Source organism: Acinetobacter sp. S4397-1, assembly GCF_024129285.1.
Taxonomy (GTDB): domain Bacteria; phylum Pseudomonadota; class Gammaproteobacteria; order Pseudomonadales; family Moraxellaceae; genus Acinetobacter; species Acinetobacter lwoffii_C.
On the sequence record NZ_JAMXXZ010000002.1, the window covers coordinates 145,516 to 164,153 of the forward strand.

Genomic DNA, 18,638 nt, shown 5'->3' on the forward strand with positions numbered 1-18,638 from the left:
CCATGAGCTTATCTCCAAAGCAAGAGCAATTGTTTAAACAGGCCAGTAAACATATTCCAGGCGGCGTGAACTCACCAGTGCGTGCATTTAATAGCGTAGGCGGTACGCCAGTTTTTATTGAGAAGGCGCAAGGGGCTTATCTCTATGATGTCGATGGCAAGCGCTATGTAGACTACGTTGGTTCGTGGGGCCCAATGATTTTGGGTCATGCACATCCTGCGATTATTAAGGCTGTACAAGATGCCGCTGTAGACGGCTTGAGCTTTGGTGCGCCGACTGTGCATGAAACGACACTGGCGGATATTATCTGTGACATCATGCCATCAATTGAATTGGTTCGTATGACCAACTCGGGTACTGAAGCGACCATGACTGCGATCCGTCTGGCACGTGGTTATACAGGCCGTGACAAGATTGTCAAATTTGAAGGCTGTTACCATGGTCATTCCGACTCTCTGCTAGTCAAAGCCGGCTCAGGTCTTTTGACTACGGGTGAAGGTGAGGCGACATCTGCAGGTGTGCCGGCTGATTTTGCCAAACATACTTTAACTCTGCCATACAATGATATTGCAACTTTAAAAGAATGCTTTGCCAAGTTCGGTTCTGAAATTGCTGGTGTAATTGTCGAGCCAGTTGCAGGTAACATGAACCTGGTCGCACCCGTTGAAGGGTTTTTGCAAGCGATTCGTGATGTGTGTGATGAACACGGTTCGGTATTTATTATTGATGAAGTCATGACCGGTTTCCGGGTCGGATTAGGCGGTGCGCAGGCGCATTATGGGGTTACGCCAGACTTGACGACTCTAGGTAAAATTATTGGTGCTGGTCTGCCAGTGGGTGCTTTTGGTGGTAAACGAGAAGTCATGGAGTGCATTGCACCACTTGGTAAGGTCTATCAGGCAGGCACATTGTCTGGTAACCCGCTGGCAATGCGTGCAGGTATTGAGATGTTTAAACATCTGCGCGAGCCAGGCTTCTATGAAAAACTGACTGCACAACTTGAAAAACTTCTTACAGGCTTGCAAGCGGCGGCAGATGAAGCGGGTATTCCATTCAAGACTCAACAAGTGGGCGGCATGTTCGGTCTGTATTTCACGGATCAGGTAGACATCACCAGTTTTGATTCCATGTTGAAATGTGATGTTGATGCTTTCCGTAAATTCTTCCACGGTATGTTAAAACGTGGAGTAAATCTGGCGCCATCCGCTTTTGAAGCTGGCTTTATTTCAGCAGCACACAGTGATGACGATATTGCCTTTACGCTTCAGGCTGCGGCTGAGACGTTTGCCGAAATGAAAGCCTAAACTTTTTAGTTTTCTACTATTTATTTAAGCCTGAATTCGTTCGGGCTTTTTTTATAGAGATCTTGAACAAGGAAAAAGAGGGATGCACATCAAACATTATCTAACTTTAAATGATGCCGAATTTTTATTAGATCAGGCATATCAATATGCCATGCAGAACAATTTTAAGGTTAGTATTGCGGTTATGGATGAAACCGGTCATTTGCTGTTAATGAAGCGTATGGATGGTAGTTCACCAATGACTGCAAATCTGGCAATTGAAAAAGCAAAATGCTCAGCCATAAGTGGCCGTCCATCCAAACTATTCGAAGATATGATTAAAGGTGGTCAGATGGGTTTTCTGACTATGGAAAGTTTTTCGGGCATGCTAGAAGGTGGAGAGCCGATTTTATATCAAGGCCAACTGGTGGGGGCGATGGGTGTTTCCGGGGCGAAATCATTTCAGGATACTGAAATAGCACAAATGGCCATTGAGAAGTTTTTGGCCCAGCAAGCGGTGTGATTATTTGTAAATGAGACATTTTTATAATCAGTTGCCGGGATATTGATTAAGAAAATGCGTGTCATCTTAAGTTTAAATAAAAAATTATGATCTCTTTTAAGATCTTGATTATAAATATATTTTTTGAATTTATCAGGTCTATATTAATTTTAGGAAATCTTGGGATAAAAATGAAATTACTGCTGAATAATAAAAAATTCATGAATACCAACAATACAGCGAATGGAGAAGTATCCGGTGAAACTATTTTTCACTATCACCAAGTCGGTAAACAAATAGAAGCTACATATTCTGGAGGCCGGATTATAAGTGGACATTTAATAGGTTTCATGACTTCTGAAAGCACATTTACAATGAGCTACCATCACATAAATGAAAAGAATGAATTACGTGTAGGTCAGTGTAATACTGAGATTGAAATCCAGAATAATGGAAAAATTAAACTCATAGAAAATTGGCAATGGCTTAATGGAGATTGCTCTAAAGGTGAATCATTTCTTTTAGAAATCTAGCAATTACGTAAAAGAGGTTTAAAAGATGTGCTGCTCTGATTTTATATCAGGGCTGCATAGTATATTGATTTTAGATAAATTGCTATTTAGCACAATCTATAGTTGTATGACTATATCTTCCTTATGGATAAGTTCAGGATTGTGAGTAATAGCTATGATCGTCACGCTATCTTTTAGGCTACGCATATGAGACATAATTTCATGCTCTGTTTCTATATCTAAATTTGAACTGGCCTCATCCAAGAGCAGAAATTCGGGATCAGCATATAGTGCTCTCGCTATAGAGATCCTTTGTTTTTCTCCGCCAGAAAGAGTCATGCCTCTTTCCCCAACTTTGGTATCGAAACCATCGGGCATCATGATAATACGATCTAAAATTTGTGCTTTTTGAGCTGCCTGATAAATTTTATGGTCATCATAAGGCCGCCCTAAACAAATATTATTTTTAATCGAATCATTCAGTAACATTACTTCTTGTGGAACTACACCTACTTGTGAAAACCATGTATTACGGTCAATACTGTTTAAAGAAATATTGTGCACTACAATATCTCCTTGATCAGGTTCAATTTGTTTTAAAATCAACTTGAAAATAGTCGATTTACCTGCCCCACTATCACCTGTTAGAAAAGTGATTTTTCCACGTTTTGCAGTAAAGTTAATATTCTGAATTCTACGTCCATTTGAATAAGTGAAAGATACATCCTGAAATTTTAAGACACCAGAAAGATGTTTACTCTCTGGACAGTTTGCTGTTAATTGTTTTGAGTTGTCTGCTAATTCTGGTTCGTTCCACATTCTGGCAAAAGGTTTGAATTCTATATAAGATTGATTAAATTCAAGTATACATCTCCCGATCATTTCAAAAGGTGTATTAAGTTGAAGCAATAGAGTATTAAATAAAACCAGATCGCCCACACTCATACGACCTGCCTGAACATCAGGAATAAGAATATAAAAAGTAATAATAAACTGAATGCTAAGAGCCAAACCAAAAATAACAGCATAGTAAGTACGCTTTAAAGAATATGAGGTCAGGCTTTTCAATATTTGTTTAGAGCCTTCCTGAAACCGATGCTCTATCCAGGCAGCTGCATTAAAAAATCTTAAGGTATCCATCATAGACATGGCATTGCCCACCAACTGGGTATTTTTTTGTCTTTCACTGGTTGCTACTTTTAAATATTCTTCTATGCGTTTACTTGAAAAATATGATAATCCAATAAAAAATGACCCGTATAAAAGAACAATAGTCACCACCTTAGGATCTAGCTTCAGGCCGAGAATAAAGCATGAAAAAACAATTTGTAAGACACTTGGGATAAAGGAAATCAGACTTAATTGCATCACTTTATTCAAGGCAAATGCTCCCTGATTTTGCATTGCCTGAATTTCAGCGGGATTATGATCAATAAAAAAGTGGGATTCTTTTAGAATGATTTTCTTAAAAAAGTTTGTAGAGCTAATATAATTCAAGGTTTCTGCAAGAATGACAGATAGGTAAATTACAGCTTCTTTAAAAATTAAAGACAGCCCAAGTAACACTGCATAAAAAAAGAAGCCTAAACCTATAGTCTCTACAGAATTACTTAAGGTAACTTTGTCAATCATTGATGCAAAGGTGTAAGGAGCCAAAACTGCAAGTATTGTTGACAACAAAATAGAACAGCATAATAAAAAGATATAAATCTTTGATTGTTTAATAAATAATTTGCTGTTTTCAAATAATGTATGTTTAACGTTCTGTAGATCATTCTGAGGGGAAGTGTGCAAATTTCTCTCCACCTTTATCTCAAATAATTTTAGTTCACTTTATCAATTATTTCTTAAATTCCCTATCTCATTTAATATGGTGGCACTTGGATGAACTTCTATTGGTTTGATTTCAGATAGGTTTTTCATCAGCAAACTTTGTTGAGGAGAGCTGACGTTTATTAAGCTACTAAATTCTGCCTACTATAATAATCGAAGAGAGGGAAAAATTAAGTAAGCCTGATCATTAATTAAAACTCCGTAAAACTTATACTGTCGTCATTCAAATCCATAAAAATGAAAATAATACTTTTAAGATGAAAGAATTAAATCAAATTGATAGTATCTCTAGGGAAAGAGCCATAATTCATTAACTCATTCACTATTTTGTAAAAAGACAGTATGCTTAGGCCTGTAACAAGGAGCATACATGTATCAAGTACTTGCGCGAAAATATCGTCCTCGTAATTTTAATGAGTTGGTGGGTCAAAACCATGTTTCACGTGCCTTAACCAGTGCACTTGAGCGCGGCCGTTTGCATCATGCCTATTTATTTACAGGAACGCGTGGAGTGGGGAAAACCACCATTGCCCGTATTTTGGCAAAGTGCTTGAACTGTGAAACGGGTGTGACTGCAACACCGTGTGAAGTTTGCCCGACCTGTACGGCGGTCAATGAAGGACGTTTTATCGATCTGATCGAGATTGATGCCGCATCCCGTACTAAAGTGGAAGATACCCGTGAGCTGTTGGATAACGTACCTTATGCGCCAACCCAAGGTCGTTTTAAGGTTTATCTGATTGACGAAGTGCATATGCTGTCTACGCATTCTTTTAATGCCTTGCTCAAGACTTTAGAAGAACCCCCAGAACACGTTAAATTCCTGTTTGCCACCACCGATCCCCAGAAGCTCCCGATTACGGTGATTTCCCGCTGTCTGCAATTTACCTTGCGTCCTTTGGCGATAGATGAAATTACCGAACATTTAGGCAATATTTTAAGCAAAGAAAGCATTCAGGCTGATCAGGATGCAATCTGGCAAATCGCGGAATCTGCCCAAGGGTCTTTACGTGATGCTTTGTCTTTAACTGATCAGGCGATTGCCTATGGTCAAGGAGCCATTCAGCATCAAGATGTCAAAGACATGTTGGGTCTGATTGACCGTACCATTATTTATGACCTGATTCTGGCAGTTCATCAGAATCAAAAAGTACGGGTTAGCGAACTCCTACTTCAGTTCCGTCAGCAGGCACTGGATGTATCTCTAGTTCTGGATCAGCTGATTTCGACCTTGCATGAACTGGCATTACTCCAGTATCTGCCAGATTTAAGCCTGAAATATAGTGCTGAAATCAATAAAAAAATCATGCAGCTATCTGTGCTGATTTCTCCACAGGACCTACAGCTTTACTATCAGATTGCCTGTAAAGGGCGGGCCGATTTACAGCTGGCCGTCACTCAGGAGCAGGGCTTTGAAATGACAGTATTGCGTTTACTGGCTTTCCGTCCACTCCAGCCTCATGAAATTCCGGTCACTCAGGCTACGCCAGCTCCAGCAGAAGAGACGCCTTCGACCCGTTTGCAACCGCCCCTAAAAAACAGTCAGACGGAAGCTGTAGAGGCAGCCCCTGACTTTGATGAATTTTCATTAGAAGATACAGATAAGGCTGAAACACTGTCATCATCATCTGAACCATCTTCGGATGATTTTCTGGAAGATGAAGTAGCAGAGACTGAATCTGGTACTCCTGCATCCAGTCAAACTCCAGATGTAACCGTTCAGCCTGTCAGTGAGGTCGTTAGGGCCGACACTGAATCTGCCTCTATACTATTTGATCCGGAAAGTGGCGATGCGCTGTTTGGATTTGAAGACATTGCGACAGAGACTGTTGAAGAAAGTACCTCCAGTAGTGATGATTTTCTTTTGGCGGAATATTTGCCGGCTGAGGCAGCTTCCATTCATCCTGAAAAGACCGGGCAAAACCTTGCACTTGAAGCAGCATGCGAAGAGGTGGTGGCCGAGCAGCAGCTGAATGAAACAGCTATTACATTAGAATCTCAGCCAAGGGCACAGCTTGCAAAAACTGAGCAGAATAATTCTGCAGATTTAATGCCTCAGGATATTCTAAAAACACCTGAACAGGTGCTGGAAGGTGAGTGGACGGTGGAGAAATGGGAATACTGGTTTAGAAATAGCCAGCTTTCTCCAGCGGTACAAGAGTTGGCACAATACGGTATTATGAGTGGCCAGATTAATGCAGCATCGGTATTTCATCTGCCTGAACAATATCAGCAGTTGTTTAGCCAGTTGCAGCACATTCTGGAAGAAGCGCTGAAGGAGAAATGGCCACAGACTTTCTTTACGGTCAAATTTGAAGATGTCGAGCAACTTACGCCATATGTCATGCAACATGAACGTAAAGCACGAGCTTTTAAACGTGCTAAAGAGCTACTCTATGCCGAGCCGGCAGTGCGTGACCTGATTCGGCAGTTTGATGGCGAACTGCAAAATATTCAGCTGAAATAGAACATATCTCAAGGCGAAGCATATTCTGCTAAAGCATCCCGCATTTCTTTAGAAATCGGGGTGCTTTTTCGTGTCTGACGGTCTACAAATACATGAATAAAACTGCCCTGAGCTGCTGCGCTGTCTGAACCTTGCTTAAAAATTGCCAGATCATAACATAGGGAAGATTGTCCTATTTTTTCAATTGCCACAGCCACCTCAATAATCTCGGGATAAGACAATTCTTGATTAAACTGACAGTTGGAGCTAACCACCAGTCCGATAAAAGCAGAAGATTTCGGGTCGAAACCTGTTTTTTGAATGAGCAGTGTATTCGCTGCCGTGTCAAAATAGCTGTAATAGGTGACATTATTGACATGTCCATATAAGTCATTATCGGCCCAGCGGGTCTGAATAGGCAGAAAAAAAGAATATTGCGCGCGCTGTTTAATGGTTAATTTCATAAATTTTAAGATTCAAGCGATTAGGTCAGAAAATATGGTCTATTTTTTTTAGATAAAAACTAGGGGCTGTCCTCATTTGATAAATAGTTCAAAAAATGACTATTTAGATGCTTAAAATTGAATGTTTAATGAAGGAATTGCTGATTTATTAAACAAGATACAGAGTAATTTGCTTCGTTAAATGAAATGAGGACACGCCCTAATAAATTGCCTGATAAATCTGGTAAGCATCCTCTACGCTCAGCTCACGTGGATTGTTCTGCAACAGACGTCCTTGTTTCATGGCATCCTCTGCCATAACTATGAGCATATGCTCAGGAATATCCAGTTGTCTGAGTTGTAAAGTTAGCCCGCTGTTGGTTAAGTGATTATTAAAATGGTCAATAAACAGATCCGCCAGCCCATCATGACAGCCCTTGCTTTGTGGTTCCAGCCAAGTCATAAGCTCAGCATAGCGCTGTTTGGCAGCCGGTATATTGAATTTCAGAACTTCAGTCAGTACCAACGCATTACTATGCCCATGAGAAATATGGAAATGTCCACCTAAAGGGTAGGCCAGCGCATGTACCGCACCGACAGGTGCATTGGCAAAAGCCTGCCCGGCCAGCATTGAACCGACCAGCATATTCTGTCGTGCTTCCAGATTACTGCCATCTTTGAGTACCAGAGGCAGATTCTGGTTCAGAAGTGTCAGGGCATGCTTGGCCAGTATATCTGTATAAAAGTTTTTCTTGAGCTTTGAGGTATAAGCTTCAATTGCATGCACCATGGCATCAATGCCGGTCGCTGCTGTGATATGTGCCGGCAGGCTCTGGGTAAAACCGGCATCTAAAATTGCCGTATCAGCATAGAGAATAGGGGCCACAATCCCACTTTTAGTGGTTTCTCCGGTTGTTACAATGGAAATAGGCGTGACTTCAGAGCCGGTTCCTGCCGTAGTAGGCACCAGAATAAGCGGCAGACGTGGGCCAGTGGCCTGATCAACCCCATACAGGTCGGACAGGCTTTGATGCTGCGTCGGGTGACTCAAGATCGCAATCAGTTTGGCGACATCCATGGAGCTGCCGCCACCAAAACCCAGCACCACATCAATATTTTCCTGCTTGGCAAAAGCGGCTGCCTCAAGAATTACAGTATCGGCCGGATCAGCCTGAACCTGAGCATAAATGGCATAGTCCAGTCCAGCATCTTCAATAATATCTAGAATAGGAAGATGGAGTTTATGTTGAAACATGCCGGGATCAGTGACCAGCAACAGACGTTCATAACGGCCTTTTTTAAGAATCTGGGACAATTCCTGAATCGCGCCAAGTCCGGCAATAATATTGGGTACGGTTTGAAACTGAAAACGATCCATGGGCTTATCCTTTCTTTTTATGCTAAATACGAGATTATTCTAGGGGGGTGATATAGGATTCATGCAGTAAATAACTTAACATAAGAATCCAGAAATTGATTAACTTTGAGGTTGTTTATGTCATCCAGAACGCCATATAAGGTGTTATGTGTCTGTTTGGGAAATATTTGTCGCTCTCCCACGGCAGAAGTGGTGCTCAGACATTATTGTGATGCAAGGAAACTCAACATTATGATCGATTCAGCTGGCACCAGTAATTATCATCCGGGCAAGGCACCCGATTTGCGCAGTCAGCAACATGCTTTAAAGCGTGGCTATGACTTATCTAGCTTACGGGCACGTCAGCTGACTATTCAGGACTTTCTTGAGCATGACCTGATTCTGGCTATGGATCTGGAAAACCTGTCTAATATTCAAGACTTGCAAGCCAAGGCGGAAGCCCAATTCGGTGCTTTACGTGCCCGTATTGCCTTGATGAGTGAGCATGATCAGGACTATCCACAGCAGGCCTTACCCGATCCTTATTATGGAGGTGCTGAGGGCTTTGAGCGTGTGCTGGATCAATGTGAATCTAGCAGCAAAGCTTGGGTCGAGATTTTTCAACAGCATCAAAGCAGCCAGGTTTAAGTTATGCAGATTCAAACTGAAGTTCAGCTTAAACCCTTTAATACCCTGAATCTTGACGCGGTGGCTTCTTATTATACGGAAATTCAGTCGACGGATGATCTGACTGTTGCACTGGATTTTGCAGCACAGCAGCAGCTGAATAGTTTAATTCTGTCAGGCGGCAGTAATATGCTGTTGCCTGAACGCATCAATGCGCTGGTATTGCATATGAATATCCGCGGAATTGAACTGCTGCATGCAGATGAGCACCATCAATTTCTACAAGTTGGCGCAGGTGAAGTCTGGCATGATTTTGTGCTCTGGACCACTGCACAGCAGCTGTATGGATTACAGAATCTGGCGCTGATTCCCGGACGTGTCGGCGCCTCTCCGGTACAGAATATTGGCGCTTATGGGGTTGAGGTCGGCGAGTTTATCGACTCGGTACAGGTATATGATCGCCAGTCCAAGCAGTTTAGGTCGATTGCTGCGGCAGATTGCCAGTTTGCCTATCGGCATAGTATTTTCAAAGATGACCCGACTCGTTATGTCATTACGCACGTTACGTTTAAATTACTCAAACATGAAGATCTGAAACTGAATTATGGAGATCTGAAGGTTGCGGTAGGTGATCATCTCACTGCAGAAAATCTGCAACAGCAGGTGATTGCTATCCGCCAAAGCAAACTGCCTGATCCTAAAGACTATCCTAATGTGGGGAGTTTCTTTAAAAATCCGGTGGTGGATCAGGCAGATTTTGACCAAATTGCAGCAAATTTCCCGCATTTACCCCATTATCCGCAGCCTAATGATCGGGTTAAAATAGCGGCAGGCTGGCTGATTGATCAGGCGGGCTGGAAAGGTAAACAGCTGGGGCCGGTAGGGATGTTTCATAAACAGGCACTGGTACTGGTGAATTATGGTCAGGCATCGCTGAAAGATGTGCAACATACATATCATGCGGTACAACAGGCAGTCTGGGCACAATTTAGGATCATGCTAGAACCGGAGCCGGTATTATTTGATATAAATGGCTTAATCCGTTCTCATCAAGGATGAATAATTAAATGAAAAACACCTTTTGGATGGTCCGTCTGGTACAGCTAATCACGGGATTATTTGTGCTGCTCGGCTGTTTGCTGGTGTTATTCTATTCGCCTTTTTATTCGCATCTGGTGGTTAAGGGACTCAATCAGTTTGTCTCTCTGGAAGTGAATGAAGTTGCGGCACAAAGCCAAAAAATGGCTGCTTTGAGTGAGCATGACACACTGGAGCCAGGCTCAGATTTATGGATTGCCCGTCAGGCTTATTTACAGGTAATCGAGCAGGATATTCAGCAAAATAACTCAGCTAACCTGGTGCTGATTCAGGCCCGTTATAAAGCGTTGCAACAGCTAATCGAAGACTACCAACGTCAACAGCAGGAAGAAAAAGCTGAGCAAACTCCTCCGCCGCAAGTGCCGTTATTGCCCACTCAGGCCGTCGCTGTGGAAATCAGTGACCCCACCGAAAATGTCCGCCAGTTACTGGAATGGGACAGCAATGAAAATAAAGAGCGTATAGAGCAGTATATCGAGTTTTTGACTACTCATTCTTTGGAGCAGGAAGAAGCCAGCGCAGCAGAACTGGTGGACGAGAAAGCCATCCAGCAGGAATTGGCATTGTTACAAGATCAGCAACAAAAGCCACTTAATAATGCCAAACCTTATGCAATTGTAGTGGTGGGTGGTGGTCTGACGCTGGACGAAAATGGCAAAGATATAGTGGTTAATAATTATACTCGACTGCGTTTGGAAACAACGCTAGAAGTTGAAAAACGCTTTCAGTTGCCGATTGTATTAAGTGGCGTTGAAGCACCTTATATGCAACGCTGGCTACAACAATATGATGTCGATGCCAAACTGCTTGAAGATCGCAGCATGAATACTTGTGAGAACAGTCGCTTTAGCTCGTTATTATTACAAAAAAAAGGTGGGGCACCGACAGTGATACTGATTACAGACCGTTATCATATGCCGCGTACCCGCCGTTTATTTGCATTAAACGGAATTCAGACCATTCCGGTAGAAGCACCAATGCCGACGTCATTAACCAGATGGCGTCCAAGTACACAAAACTATGATCATAGTCGCCGGGCCAATTATGAACTATTGGCCACCATACGCGATGTGTGGTTCGGATCCAGTGACTGTCGGGAGGTACCATAATGTCTGATATTCCATTTTTAAATCCTGCAATCCTGAAACAGCTTGACCTGCCTGTACCGAGCCGGGACATTACGCCGCAATTATTAGAATCGCTGAATTTAAACCGGCTAGACGAGCAGGTATCACCTGATTTGCAATCCTATCGTAAGCTATATGGCTTTGATTCACTGGATTGTAAACACTGGCAGGGCTATATCGAAATGCCCCTGTTCAGGCTGCATGTTCAGGTCTTTGAGCCTCATCTGGAAAATACCCGTTTTGACAAGATACAGGGCACGGCTTTTTTATTACATGGCTATTTGGAACATAGCGGAATCTATCAGCCGATTGTACGGGAACTGCTGGAACAGGGGTTTAGCGTACTGACCTATGATTTGCCGGGGCATGGGCTGAGCGATGGTTCACCGGCCAGCATTCAGAATTTTGACCATTATCAGCAGGTCTTGCATGCCGTGTATCATTATGTCAAACATGCAACGCAATTACCGAAGCCCTGGGTTGGTATTGGACAAAGTACCGGTGGCGCGATCTGGATGCATCACTTATTGGAATTTGCAGAACGCCGCGAGAATCCTTTTGTGGATCGTGTGCTGCTGCTCTCTCCACTGATTCGCCCAGCCAAGACAGCCTGGTGGCATAATCCGCTTGGACTGGGAATTATTAGTCGGATTAAGCGTGAAGTGCCACGGCATTTTAGACGAAATAACCATAATCCGGAATTCCTGCGTTTTATCCGTTTAAAAGATCCTTTACAGCCCCGTATGATGGGGATGGACTGGATTCTGGCCATGTCGCGCTGGATGCTGGAAATGGAAGAGCGTCCAGCTTGTCGTATTCCGGTCTGGCTAGCGCAGGGTGCGCAGGATCAGACAGTGGACTGGCGTTATAATATCGAGTTCATCCGGCGTAAGTTCCGTTTGCAGACCTTATTGATGCTGGAAGAAGGTTCGCATCAGCTGATTAATGAGCGTGCAGATATACGGGCAGCCTTAACAGGTCTTATTCCGGCTTTCCTGCATGCGCATGGCAGCAAAACTTATTATTAAGCAGCATCCAAAATCTTAAAGAGGCGTTGAATAACGCCTCTTTAATTGAGTAGGAATCTGAGACCTGTAAAATCAAAAGCGTTCCAGTTCAGCCATATTCCACATCCGGAAGTAAAAATTCTCCTCATCCTTGTTTTCACAAGACAGTAATTCGCCTTCTTTTAACCAGAAATGAATCTGCGCAAAATTCTTGATTTCATGATTGCTAATCCGCTGTGCCAGATGATGCGGCTTAATGGCTGAAGGATGCTCTAAACCTGCAGAGGCAATCAGTTCTGCCAGAGCATGCAGGGTGTTTTTATGAAAATGAAATGCCCGTTCAGCTTTGGTTGGGACATGCAAAGCCTTCTGGCGGTTGTGATCCTGAGTGGTTACGCCGACTGGACATTGGTTGGTATGACAGCTTTGTGCCTGAATACAGCCTACGGCGAACATGAAGCCTCGCGCTGAATTGACCCAGTCAGCACCCATTGCCAGAGTACTGGCAATGTCAAAGGCACTAATAATTTTACCACTGGCACCAATCTTGATTTTATCCCGGATACCTGCACCTACCAGCGTATTGTGTACAAAAAGCAAACCTTCGCGTAGAGGGGCGCCTACGTAGTCCACTAGCTCAATGGGGGCCGCGCCCGTCCCGCCTTCAGAGCCATCTACCACAATAAAATCCGGGTAAATCTGGGTATGCAGCATGGCTTTGACCATACTCATAAACTGCCAGGGTTGTCCCAGACAAAGCTTGAGGCCGACAGGCTTGCCTTTAGAAAGTTCACGTAATTGCTGAATGAAATGCATCATTTCAATAGGGGTGGAAAAGGCCGGGTGGTTGGAAGGGGAAATACAGTCATGCTCACGACTGATGCCACGAATTTGGGCAATTTCTTCGGAAATCTTGCTTTTTGGCAGAATACCGCCATGGCCCGGCTTGGCACCTTGTGAGAGCTTGATTTCAATCATTTTTACCTGAGGCAGTTGAGCTTGGGCTGCAAAGCGTTCAGGATCAAACTGACCACTTAGCGTACGGCAGCCAAAATAGCCGCTACCGAGTTCCCAGACCAGATCACCACCATGTTCCAGATGATAGGGACTAATGCTGCCCTCACCAGTATCATGATAAAAGTCACCTTTTTTAGCACCCAGGTTAAGAGCGCGAACAGCATTGGCACTCAGGCTGCCGAAACTCATGGCCGAGATATTAAAAATAGAAGCAGAGTAGGGCTGACTACATTGTTCATTCCCAATCAGGATACGGAAGGTTTGTGGATCTGCAATCTGGCATGGGGTCATAGAATGGGTCACAAACCTGTAATTATCTTCATAAACATTCAGGATTGAGCCAAAAGGCTTGTCAGCATTTTCATTTTTAGCTCGCTGATAGACTAGACTGCGCTGCATACGTGAAAAAGGCAACGCATCACGGTCTGCTTCAATAAAATACTGACGAATTTCGGGGCGGAATTCCTCGAAAATAAAGCGGAAATGCCCCATGATTGGGTAGTTTTTAAGAATGGAATGTTTGGTTTGCAGGACATCATATAGCCCAAGTAAGCTCAGTAGAATAGTCACAATCCATAAGGTATTCACGAGGGTTTGTGGCATAAAATAATTAATATAATGCGGCTCATAACCGATATGAAACGTGGTAAAAATCACGGCAATAATAATGCACGCAAACCAGATCGAGTGGCGTGAAAAAAAAGTATTCAGTAGTTTGTGACGTATTAATTGAGCGGGGTTAGCCATTGTGATTTTATTTCCCTGAAGCTACATAGGCTTTATCATGTACAAACCAAGGGCTGAGATACAAGCAAAGAATTGTTGTTTAATTTTATAGGCTTATTGTAATAGCCCTGAATCGAGGAAAAGCTGGATAGATAATAGTGATAAATTTTGCAAAAATTATTTTAAGGGAAAAAATTTATAAAATTCATGTATTTTTGATATTACTTCAAAGACTGAACTATGGTTATACGCAATACATGGCAATACTAAAGATAGAAATGACACCTCAAAAATCCCTTCATTTGAATGATGCAGAACTGACCTGTCTATAAGTCATGCTAGGTGTTTAGTCCCGGCATTTCCTGCAGTGGAACAAATTCAAAACTTCAGGTTCATCTGTCCGCGGTTTGCAGAGGAACTCCTAGGAACTCAGCTTCTTGGGTTGTTTTGAGTCTGCGGCCAAAGTTGTATACAGGCATAAACGCAGCAAGGTGAATGCATAATTGAGTATGATCGTCATACTGGAGCCTTTAATGGCAGCTTCTTCTCTTCCCTTGGGTTATTGATAAAGCAGACAAAGACAATAAATGGATTTGCTGGCCGATTGATCAAATCTAGATAATCAAAAAATATAGTCCCCAATAGGGGGACTTTTTATACTATGGGATTTTTAAAGTTGAGTGGATATTCTATTGAGAATCCTGACTATCAAGCTGATAGACTGCATTCGCTACAGTGGTAGGCTCTATCTGTTTGATTTTTTTTCCAAAGCTGCGTAACCACCAGGTCAGTTGCGAAGTAAAGGGGACAGTCGCACTGATCAGGAACATGCCATTTTCCAGCTTCTCAATTTTTTGGTCTTTGCTGAGCTGGCTTTCTTCAAAATAGTGGGCATCTACCTCATCCATGGTCAGTTTCAGGGTGACATTTTCAGTTGGATGGTTGAAATCGACGCGAAAGCCCAGTGCCCCTGATTCAATATAATCATCAATATCAAAATTTACAGGATGCAAAGCACGGGAATTTAGCACAATTGCGGATTTAAAGCGGTGCAGGGCAAAGGTTTGAATATCGGACTTATCATGACGGGTACAGACCAGATAAATAATGGAACCTTTTTGTACCAAAGCCAGCGGATTCAGAATATAGGTTTTTTCCTCACTTTGAAGACCACGGCCCTGATAGACACATTCCAGTTGCTTGTCCTGTAATAAAGCTTCATAAATGGCTTGCTGGGCGACCTTATCGACAAAAGGCGGAATCAGCGGTTGGGTGGCCGGTACAATCCGGACCCGGTTGATCCATTGCCGGACATTATTTTGCGAAGAAAGACTACGTCGTGCCAGATCAAACCAGGGATTCATTTCATCAATCAGGCTAGGCGGTAGCAGATGCTTCAGGTGTTCTTCTACCATCATAAAGGTTACAGCCTGCGAGCTGGTCATATGAGGCAAGCTTTGAATAGGAGCATCTGAACGCCAGCGCCAGCCTTGTGGTGTTGTTTTACTGCTTTCAATCGGAAAGCGCTGGGCAATCTGGTTTAGGTCACGCTGAATGGTCCGCAAGCTGATTTCAATGCCTTCACGGTTCAGGATTTCCTGTAATTCACGTGTTCCCATCCATTTACCGGTAGAAAGACGCGACAAGATTTGCCATTGGCGATAAAGGCTATTCGAGGTTTCTTTTTCTTGTGCTGACATAATATATTTTACTGGCTATCAATAGGACAAGTGTAGATCAAGAGAGTAACACAATATGAAATCCGCATTTTTTTCGCAAGTCATTCTGCGCAACAAAGGTTCTATAATACAAAAACTCAGGTTAGAGACGAAATTAATTCAGACCCTGTAATTATCAAAGTAATTAAGCTCCGCCCTTCGCAACTTTTATACCAGCAGTTGCCTTTAAAAAGTTATCCATGAAATATAGCCAGATTCGCAGGATTAATGTGATCTGTGATTCCACGGCCGAATGAGTCATGCTCGAAGATAATTTAAGAACATCTTTCGAAGTTGTCGAAATGATAAAATACCTGAAGATAAGTCAAAAATTAAAGCCTATATTATTTGAATAGTTTCATGTTTTTAGCACGGAAATAATCAAAATTATTAAAAGGGATTCTGATTGAAAGAGCTGATACTGACCGGTCTTTGGTGGTGGTCTTAATATCGGTTACTATAACAGCGCACATTATGAACTGTTTTTCTGGCAAGAGTAATAGATAGGCTCTTGGTAACATCGCGTAACCTTTTTGTGGGAAGCATGAAGGTTTATGTAAAAACCATAGGTGACTATCATCTAGTTAATGTTATTTATAAATGTATCGATGGTGTATCTTGATTTTTTACTTTAAAGCAGAGAGGAACTCAGGTACTCCCAATTTAATAGTAATCTTTTTATAGCATCATATTGTAATTGCCCATGCATCAAGAGCAGGGGGCAGTAAATGATAAATCAACCTTTCCCTATATCGATAACATAATCGGATTTTATTTGGATGAGACAGTACTTGTCAAAATGTTCTGAGCTACCAAAGTCCTCAGGCAAAATATGTGAAATATATTTCGTCTTGTAGAGCTTAGTGGATCGTGAGAGCAGCTTAAGGTTTGGGTCACTGAATACTGGTCGGGCGACTGGCTTCTAAGCAGTCAATTGAAATATTTGAAAAAAGAATTTTGGTTAGCCTGTATCTTTATAGTGTGCAGCCTACTTTGAAATTGGTTCTAACTCAAATAATTCAATATCAATATTTTAGAGCACCTTATTGATTTACATTTTTTAAGTTCAGTTTAGTGCGCTGAAATAGTATCGAGCAGTTTAACGCGATAAGCGATCTCTGGTGGTAGTTTATCCTAAGGGTAAGAAAAAAATACGGGAGTAGTTGACAATCTGCATTCACAGCCAACGAAGGAAAACGTCATGGTCTTGTTGAATACCAATGCGCAGCATATTTTTTGGTTAGGTCGATATTTATCTCGAACCCAGTTTTTATGTTCGCATTTTCCATTTCTGGATGATGAGGCGGCACTTAATTATGCTCATGCCTTTTGCCTACCGGCTTTTGATGCCAGTTCGTTAAATGAGTTAATCCTGGATGCGAAGCAACCCGCTTCTTTCAGGTACTATTTTAAGCAAGCTCAGGAGAAGATTCAGAAGTTACGGGGAGTTTTATCAGCCAGCGCCTATTCAGAACTGAGCAGGCTGATTAAAACTACTCATGAAAATGCTGCTTATATCTGTGATGTTGTTCATGATTGCGAAGATGTCTTGGAGGCAGAATCCCCAGACATCTTTTTATTTTTCAGCTTGGGCCAGTCTTTAGATCAACTGGATCAACAGCTACGTTTAGCCATAGACACTCAAAAGACCTTAACTAAAATTGATTATCTTGTTGAAACTTTGGTGGAGATGGGATGGGAAGATTTGGAGGAATACTGGCAGCAATTACGCCGTACACCGAGTTCCATCCAGTTTTATCAGTTCAGTGATCATATTCATCAGTTATTCGAGGCTGATCTCTAATTGAAGGTGAACCGACTTATTACAGGCGATATGCTATTGGTTTTGAAGCTACCATTTCTGCATGTATCTTGTTTAAGTCGAAATAGGTGTGCTATGCGATATTTTTGAGGCCCGTCATTTAGTAAGTCATGCTTGGGCAGAAGTATAAATTAAGAAAAAGTAGTATTGTCTTGATATTAGTCATCAGCTGTGTAGGGCAAGTACCGAGGTGTATATTGCCGCTGGTTGGGATGATCGGGATGTAACCCGCACGCAGGGTAAGGGAAAAGGAGGAGAGGAATCTATGTATTCTATCTTCCAGATATTAGGCTGTTAACAGGAGTCAAATAATGACCTATTGTTGTGCGCTACGTTTAGAACAGGGAATGGTTTTTATTAGTGACACCCGAACCAATGCGGGTGTGGATCATATTTCAGTATTTCGTAAACTATATACTTTCGGGGTGGATGGAGAGCGTCTGATTGTGGTGCAAGCCTCAGGAAACCTGGCGACAAGCCAGGCGGTGATTGGTCACATTAAAAACCATCTGGAGCTGAAACAGGAGCCGAATATACTCAGTTTGCATACCATGTTTGATGTGGCAGAGCTGATTGGCAGTATACTGAAAAAAGTCATCGCCAATGTTACTGAGGATGTGCAGGAGCAAAGTACCTATTATTGTAATTTGCTGGTGGGCGGACAGATTAAAGATCAGGAAATGCAGCTTTACCATATTTATCCGCAAGGTAATTTTATTTGCTCGACAACGGATACGCCATATTTCCAGATTGGAGAAAGTAAATACGGCAAACCGATTCTGGACCGCGCCTTGACCTATGATATGCCATTAGATGAGGCGCTGCGTTGTTCTCTCATCTCCTTTGCCTCAACTTTACGTTCTAATGTATCTGTGGGGATGCCACTGGATGTGCTGGTGTATAAAAAAAATAGCCTGATGATGCCGAAGGGTAAGCGGATTGCAGAAGATGATAAGTATTTTACTGATATTAGCCGTCAATGGTCGGAAACTTTAAAAAAGGGTCTGGCAGAATTACCGACGCCTTCAAGTGAGTATTTTCTTTAATAAGTAATAGAATGATCTCGGACAATACAAAGCCCCACTCAAGGTCGGGCTTTGTATTGCTGATAAAATTTATG

15 protein-coding genes are annotated in these 18,638 nt (G+C 42.4%); 10 read left to right on the forward strand and 5 right to left on the reverse strand.

The genetic code is table 11. The features are described from left to right. Positions 1 to 2 precede the first annotated feature (2 nt). The 3 genes from hemL (at position 3) to NI467_RS02010 (ending at position 2,318) form a co-directional block, all read left to right on the forward strand. Entirely contained in the window at positions 3 to 1,304 is a 1,302-nt protein-coding gene (gene hemL, locus NI467_RS02000) for a glutamate-1-semialdehyde 2,1-aminomutase (protein ID WP_151204580.1), read from the forward strand. Positions 1,305 to 1,386: 82 nt separating this feature from the next. Next, positions 1,387 to 1,806, forward strand: coding sequence for a heme-binding protein (locus tag NI467_RS02005; RefSeq protein ID WP_151204582.1), 420 nt, complete (start codon positions 1,387 to 1,389; stop codon positions 1,804 to 1,806). A gap of 170 nt (positions 1,807 to 1,976) precedes the next feature. After that, positions 1,977 to 2,318, forward strand: a complete 342-nt coding sequence (locus tag NI467_RS02010) for a hypothetical protein (RefSeq protein WP_151204584.1) — start codon at positions 1,977 to 1,979, stop codon at positions 2,316 to 2,318. 96 nt (positions 2,319 to 2,414) lie between these two features. On the opposite strand, the gene NI467_RS02015 is transcribed toward NI467_RS02010, so the two are convergent. Next, positions 2,415 to 4,091, reverse strand: a complete 1,677-nt coding sequence (locus NI467_RS02015; protein ID WP_253150641.1) for an ABC transporter ATP-binding protein — start codon at positions 4,089 to 4,091, stop codon at positions 2,415 to 2,417. Between the two features lie 409 nt (positions 4,092 to 4,500). On the opposite strand from NI467_RS02015, the gene dnaX reads away from it, so the two are divergent. After that, the gene (dnaX, locus tag NI467_RS02020) at positions 4,501 to 6,597 is read left to right on the forward strand and encodes a DNA polymerase III subunit gamma/tau (protein WP_253150642.1); all 2,097 of its coding nucleotides are present in this window, start codon (positions 4,501 to 4,503) and stop codon (positions 6,595 to 6,597) included. Positions 6,598 to 6,605: 8 nt separating this feature from the next. Here dnaX and NI467_RS02025 read toward each other — a convergent pair whose 3' ends face one another. Both NI467_RS02025 and NI467_RS02030 read right to left on the reverse strand, forming a co-directional pair. Then, positions 6,606 to 7,040, reverse strand: coding sequence for a thioesterase family protein (locus tag NI467_RS02025; protein WP_253150643.1), 435 nt, complete (start codon positions 7,038 to 7,040; stop codon positions 6,606 to 6,608). A gap of 199 nt (positions 7,041 to 7,239) precedes the next feature. Next, the gene (locus tag NI467_RS02030; RefSeq protein WP_253150645.1) at positions 7,240 to 8,397 is read right to left on the reverse strand and encodes an iron-containing alcohol dehydrogenase; all 1,158 of its coding nucleotides are present in this window, start codon (positions 8,395 to 8,397) and stop codon (positions 7,240 to 7,242) included. 117 nt (positions 8,398 to 8,514) lie between these two features. On the opposite strand from NI467_RS02030, the gene NI467_RS02035 reads away from it, so the two are divergent. The 4 genes from NI467_RS02035 to NI467_RS02050 are packed head-to-tail and all read left to right on the forward strand — an operon-like array spanning position 8,515 to position 12,256. Then, positions 8,515 to 9,024 carry a low molecular weight protein-tyrosine-phosphatase gene (locus NI467_RS02035; protein ID WP_253150646.1) on the forward strand — a complete coding sequence of 170 codons (510 nt, stop codon included), beginning with the start codon at positions 8,515 to 8,517 and terminating at the stop codon, positions 9,022 to 9,024. Positions 9,025 to 9,027: 3 nt separating this feature from the next. Continuing rightward, entirely contained in the window at positions 9,028 to 10,062 is a 1,035-nt protein-coding gene (murB, locus tag NI467_RS02040; protein WP_253150647.1) for a UDP-N-acetylmuramate dehydrogenase, read from the forward strand. An 8-nt stretch (positions 10,063 to 10,070) separates the two neighbouring features. After that, complete coding sequence (locus tag NI467_RS02045) at positions 10,071 to 11,210, forward strand: YdcF family protein (protein ID WP_151208104.1); 1,140 nt, start codon at positions 10,071 to 10,073, stop codon at positions 11,208 to 11,210. Then, on the forward strand, positions 11,210 to 12,256 hold the full coding sequence (locus NI467_RS02050) for an alpha/beta hydrolase (protein ID WP_151204416.1): 1,047 nt from the start codon (positions 11,210 to 11,212) through the stop codon (positions 12,254 to 12,256). Before NI467_RS02045 ends, NI467_RS02050 begins: the two co-directional genes overlap by 1 nt. Before the next feature lie 72 nt (positions 12,257 to 12,328). Here the strand turns inward: NI467_RS02050 and NI467_RS02055 are convergent, their stop codons facing one another. Then, positions 12,329 to 13,999 carry an FMN-binding glutamate synthase family protein gene (locus NI467_RS02055; protein ID WP_253150648.1) on the reverse strand — a complete coding sequence of 557 codons (1,671 nt, stop codon included), beginning with the start codon at positions 13,997 to 13,999 and terminating at the stop codon, positions 12,329 to 12,331. Between the two features lie 668 nt (positions 14,000 to 14,667). Beyond that, positions 14,668 to 15,678 (reverse strand): YafY family protein, encoded by a 1,011-nt coding sequence (locus tag NI467_RS02060; RefSeq protein ID WP_151204414.1) that lies wholly within the window; start codon positions 15,676 to 15,678, stop codon positions 14,668 to 14,670. A gap of 1,219 nt (positions 15,679 to 16,897) precedes the next feature. On the opposite strand from NI467_RS02060, the gene NI467_RS02065 reads away from it, so the two are divergent. Together NI467_RS02065 and NI467_RS02070 are read left to right on the forward strand one after the other, a co-directional pair. Continuing rightward, the gene (locus NI467_RS02065) at positions 16,898 to 17,500 is read left to right on the forward strand and encodes an alpha-E domain-containing protein (protein ID WP_151208106.1); all 603 of its coding nucleotides are present in this window, start codon (positions 16,898 to 16,900) and stop codon (positions 17,498 to 17,500) included. Positions 17,501 to 17,829: 329 nt separating this feature from the next. Further along, positions 17,830 to 18,564 carry a proteasome-type protease gene (locus NI467_RS02070; RefSeq protein WP_151204412.1) on the forward strand — a complete coding sequence of 245 codons (735 nt, stop codon included), beginning with the start codon at positions 17,830 to 17,832 and terminating at the stop codon, positions 18,562 to 18,564. Positions 18,565 to 18,638: the final 74 nt, after the last annotated feature.

Bases quoted from the DNA above. Each gene is read 5' to 3' on its own strand.
- hemL (WP_151204580.1), top strand. From the start codon at position 3: ATGAGCTTATCTCCAAAGCAAGAGCAATTGTTTAAACAGGCCAGTAAA.
- NI467_RS02005 (WP_151204582.1), top strand. From the start codon at position 1,387: ATGCACATCAAACATTATCTAACTTTAAATGATGCCGAATTTTTATTA.
- NI467_RS02010 (WP_151204584.1), top strand. From the start codon at position 1,977: ATGAAATTACTGCTGAATAATAAAAAATTCATGAATACCAACAATACA.
- dnaX (WP_253150642.1), top strand. From the start codon at position 4,501: ATGTATCAAGTACTTGCGCGAAAATATCGTCCTCGTAATTTTAATGAG.
- NI467_RS02025 (WP_253150643.1), bottom strand. From the start codon at position 7,040: ATGAAATTAACCATTAAACAGCGCGCGCAATATTCTTTTTTTCTGCCT.
- NI467_RS02030 (WP_253150645.1), bottom strand. From the start codon at position 8,397: ATGGATCGTTTTCAGTTTCAAACCGTACCCAATATTATTGCCGGACTT.
- NI467_RS02035 (WP_253150646.1), top strand. From the start codon at position 8,515: ATGTCATCCAGAACGCCATATAAGGTGTTATGTGTCTGTTTGGGAAAT.
- murB (WP_253150647.1), top strand. From the start codon at position 9,028: ATGCAGATTCAAACTGAAGTTCAGCTTAAACCCTTTAATACCCTGAAT.
- NI467_RS02045 (WP_151208104.1), top strand. From the start codon at position 10,071: ATGAAAAACACCTTTTGGATGGTCCGTCTGGTACAGCTAATCACGGGA.
- NI467_RS02050 (WP_151204416.1), top strand. From the start codon at position 11,210: ATGTCTGATATTCCATTTTTAAATCCTGCAATCCTGAAACAGCTTGAC.
- NI467_RS02055 (WP_253150648.1), bottom strand. From the start codon at position 13,999: ATGGCTAACCCCGCTCAATTAATACGTCACAAACTACTGAATACTTTT.
- NI467_RS02060 (WP_151204414.1), bottom strand. From the start codon at position 15,678: ATGTCAGCACAAGAAAAAGAAACCTCGAATAGCCTTTATCGCCAATGG.
- NI467_RS02065 (WP_151208106.1), top strand. From the start codon at position 16,898: ATGGTCTTGTTGAATACCAATGCGCAGCATATTTTTTGGTTAGGTCGA.
- NI467_RS02070 (WP_151204412.1), top strand. From the start codon at position 17,830: ATGACCTATTGTTGTGCGCTACGTTTAGAACAGGGAATGGTTTTTATT.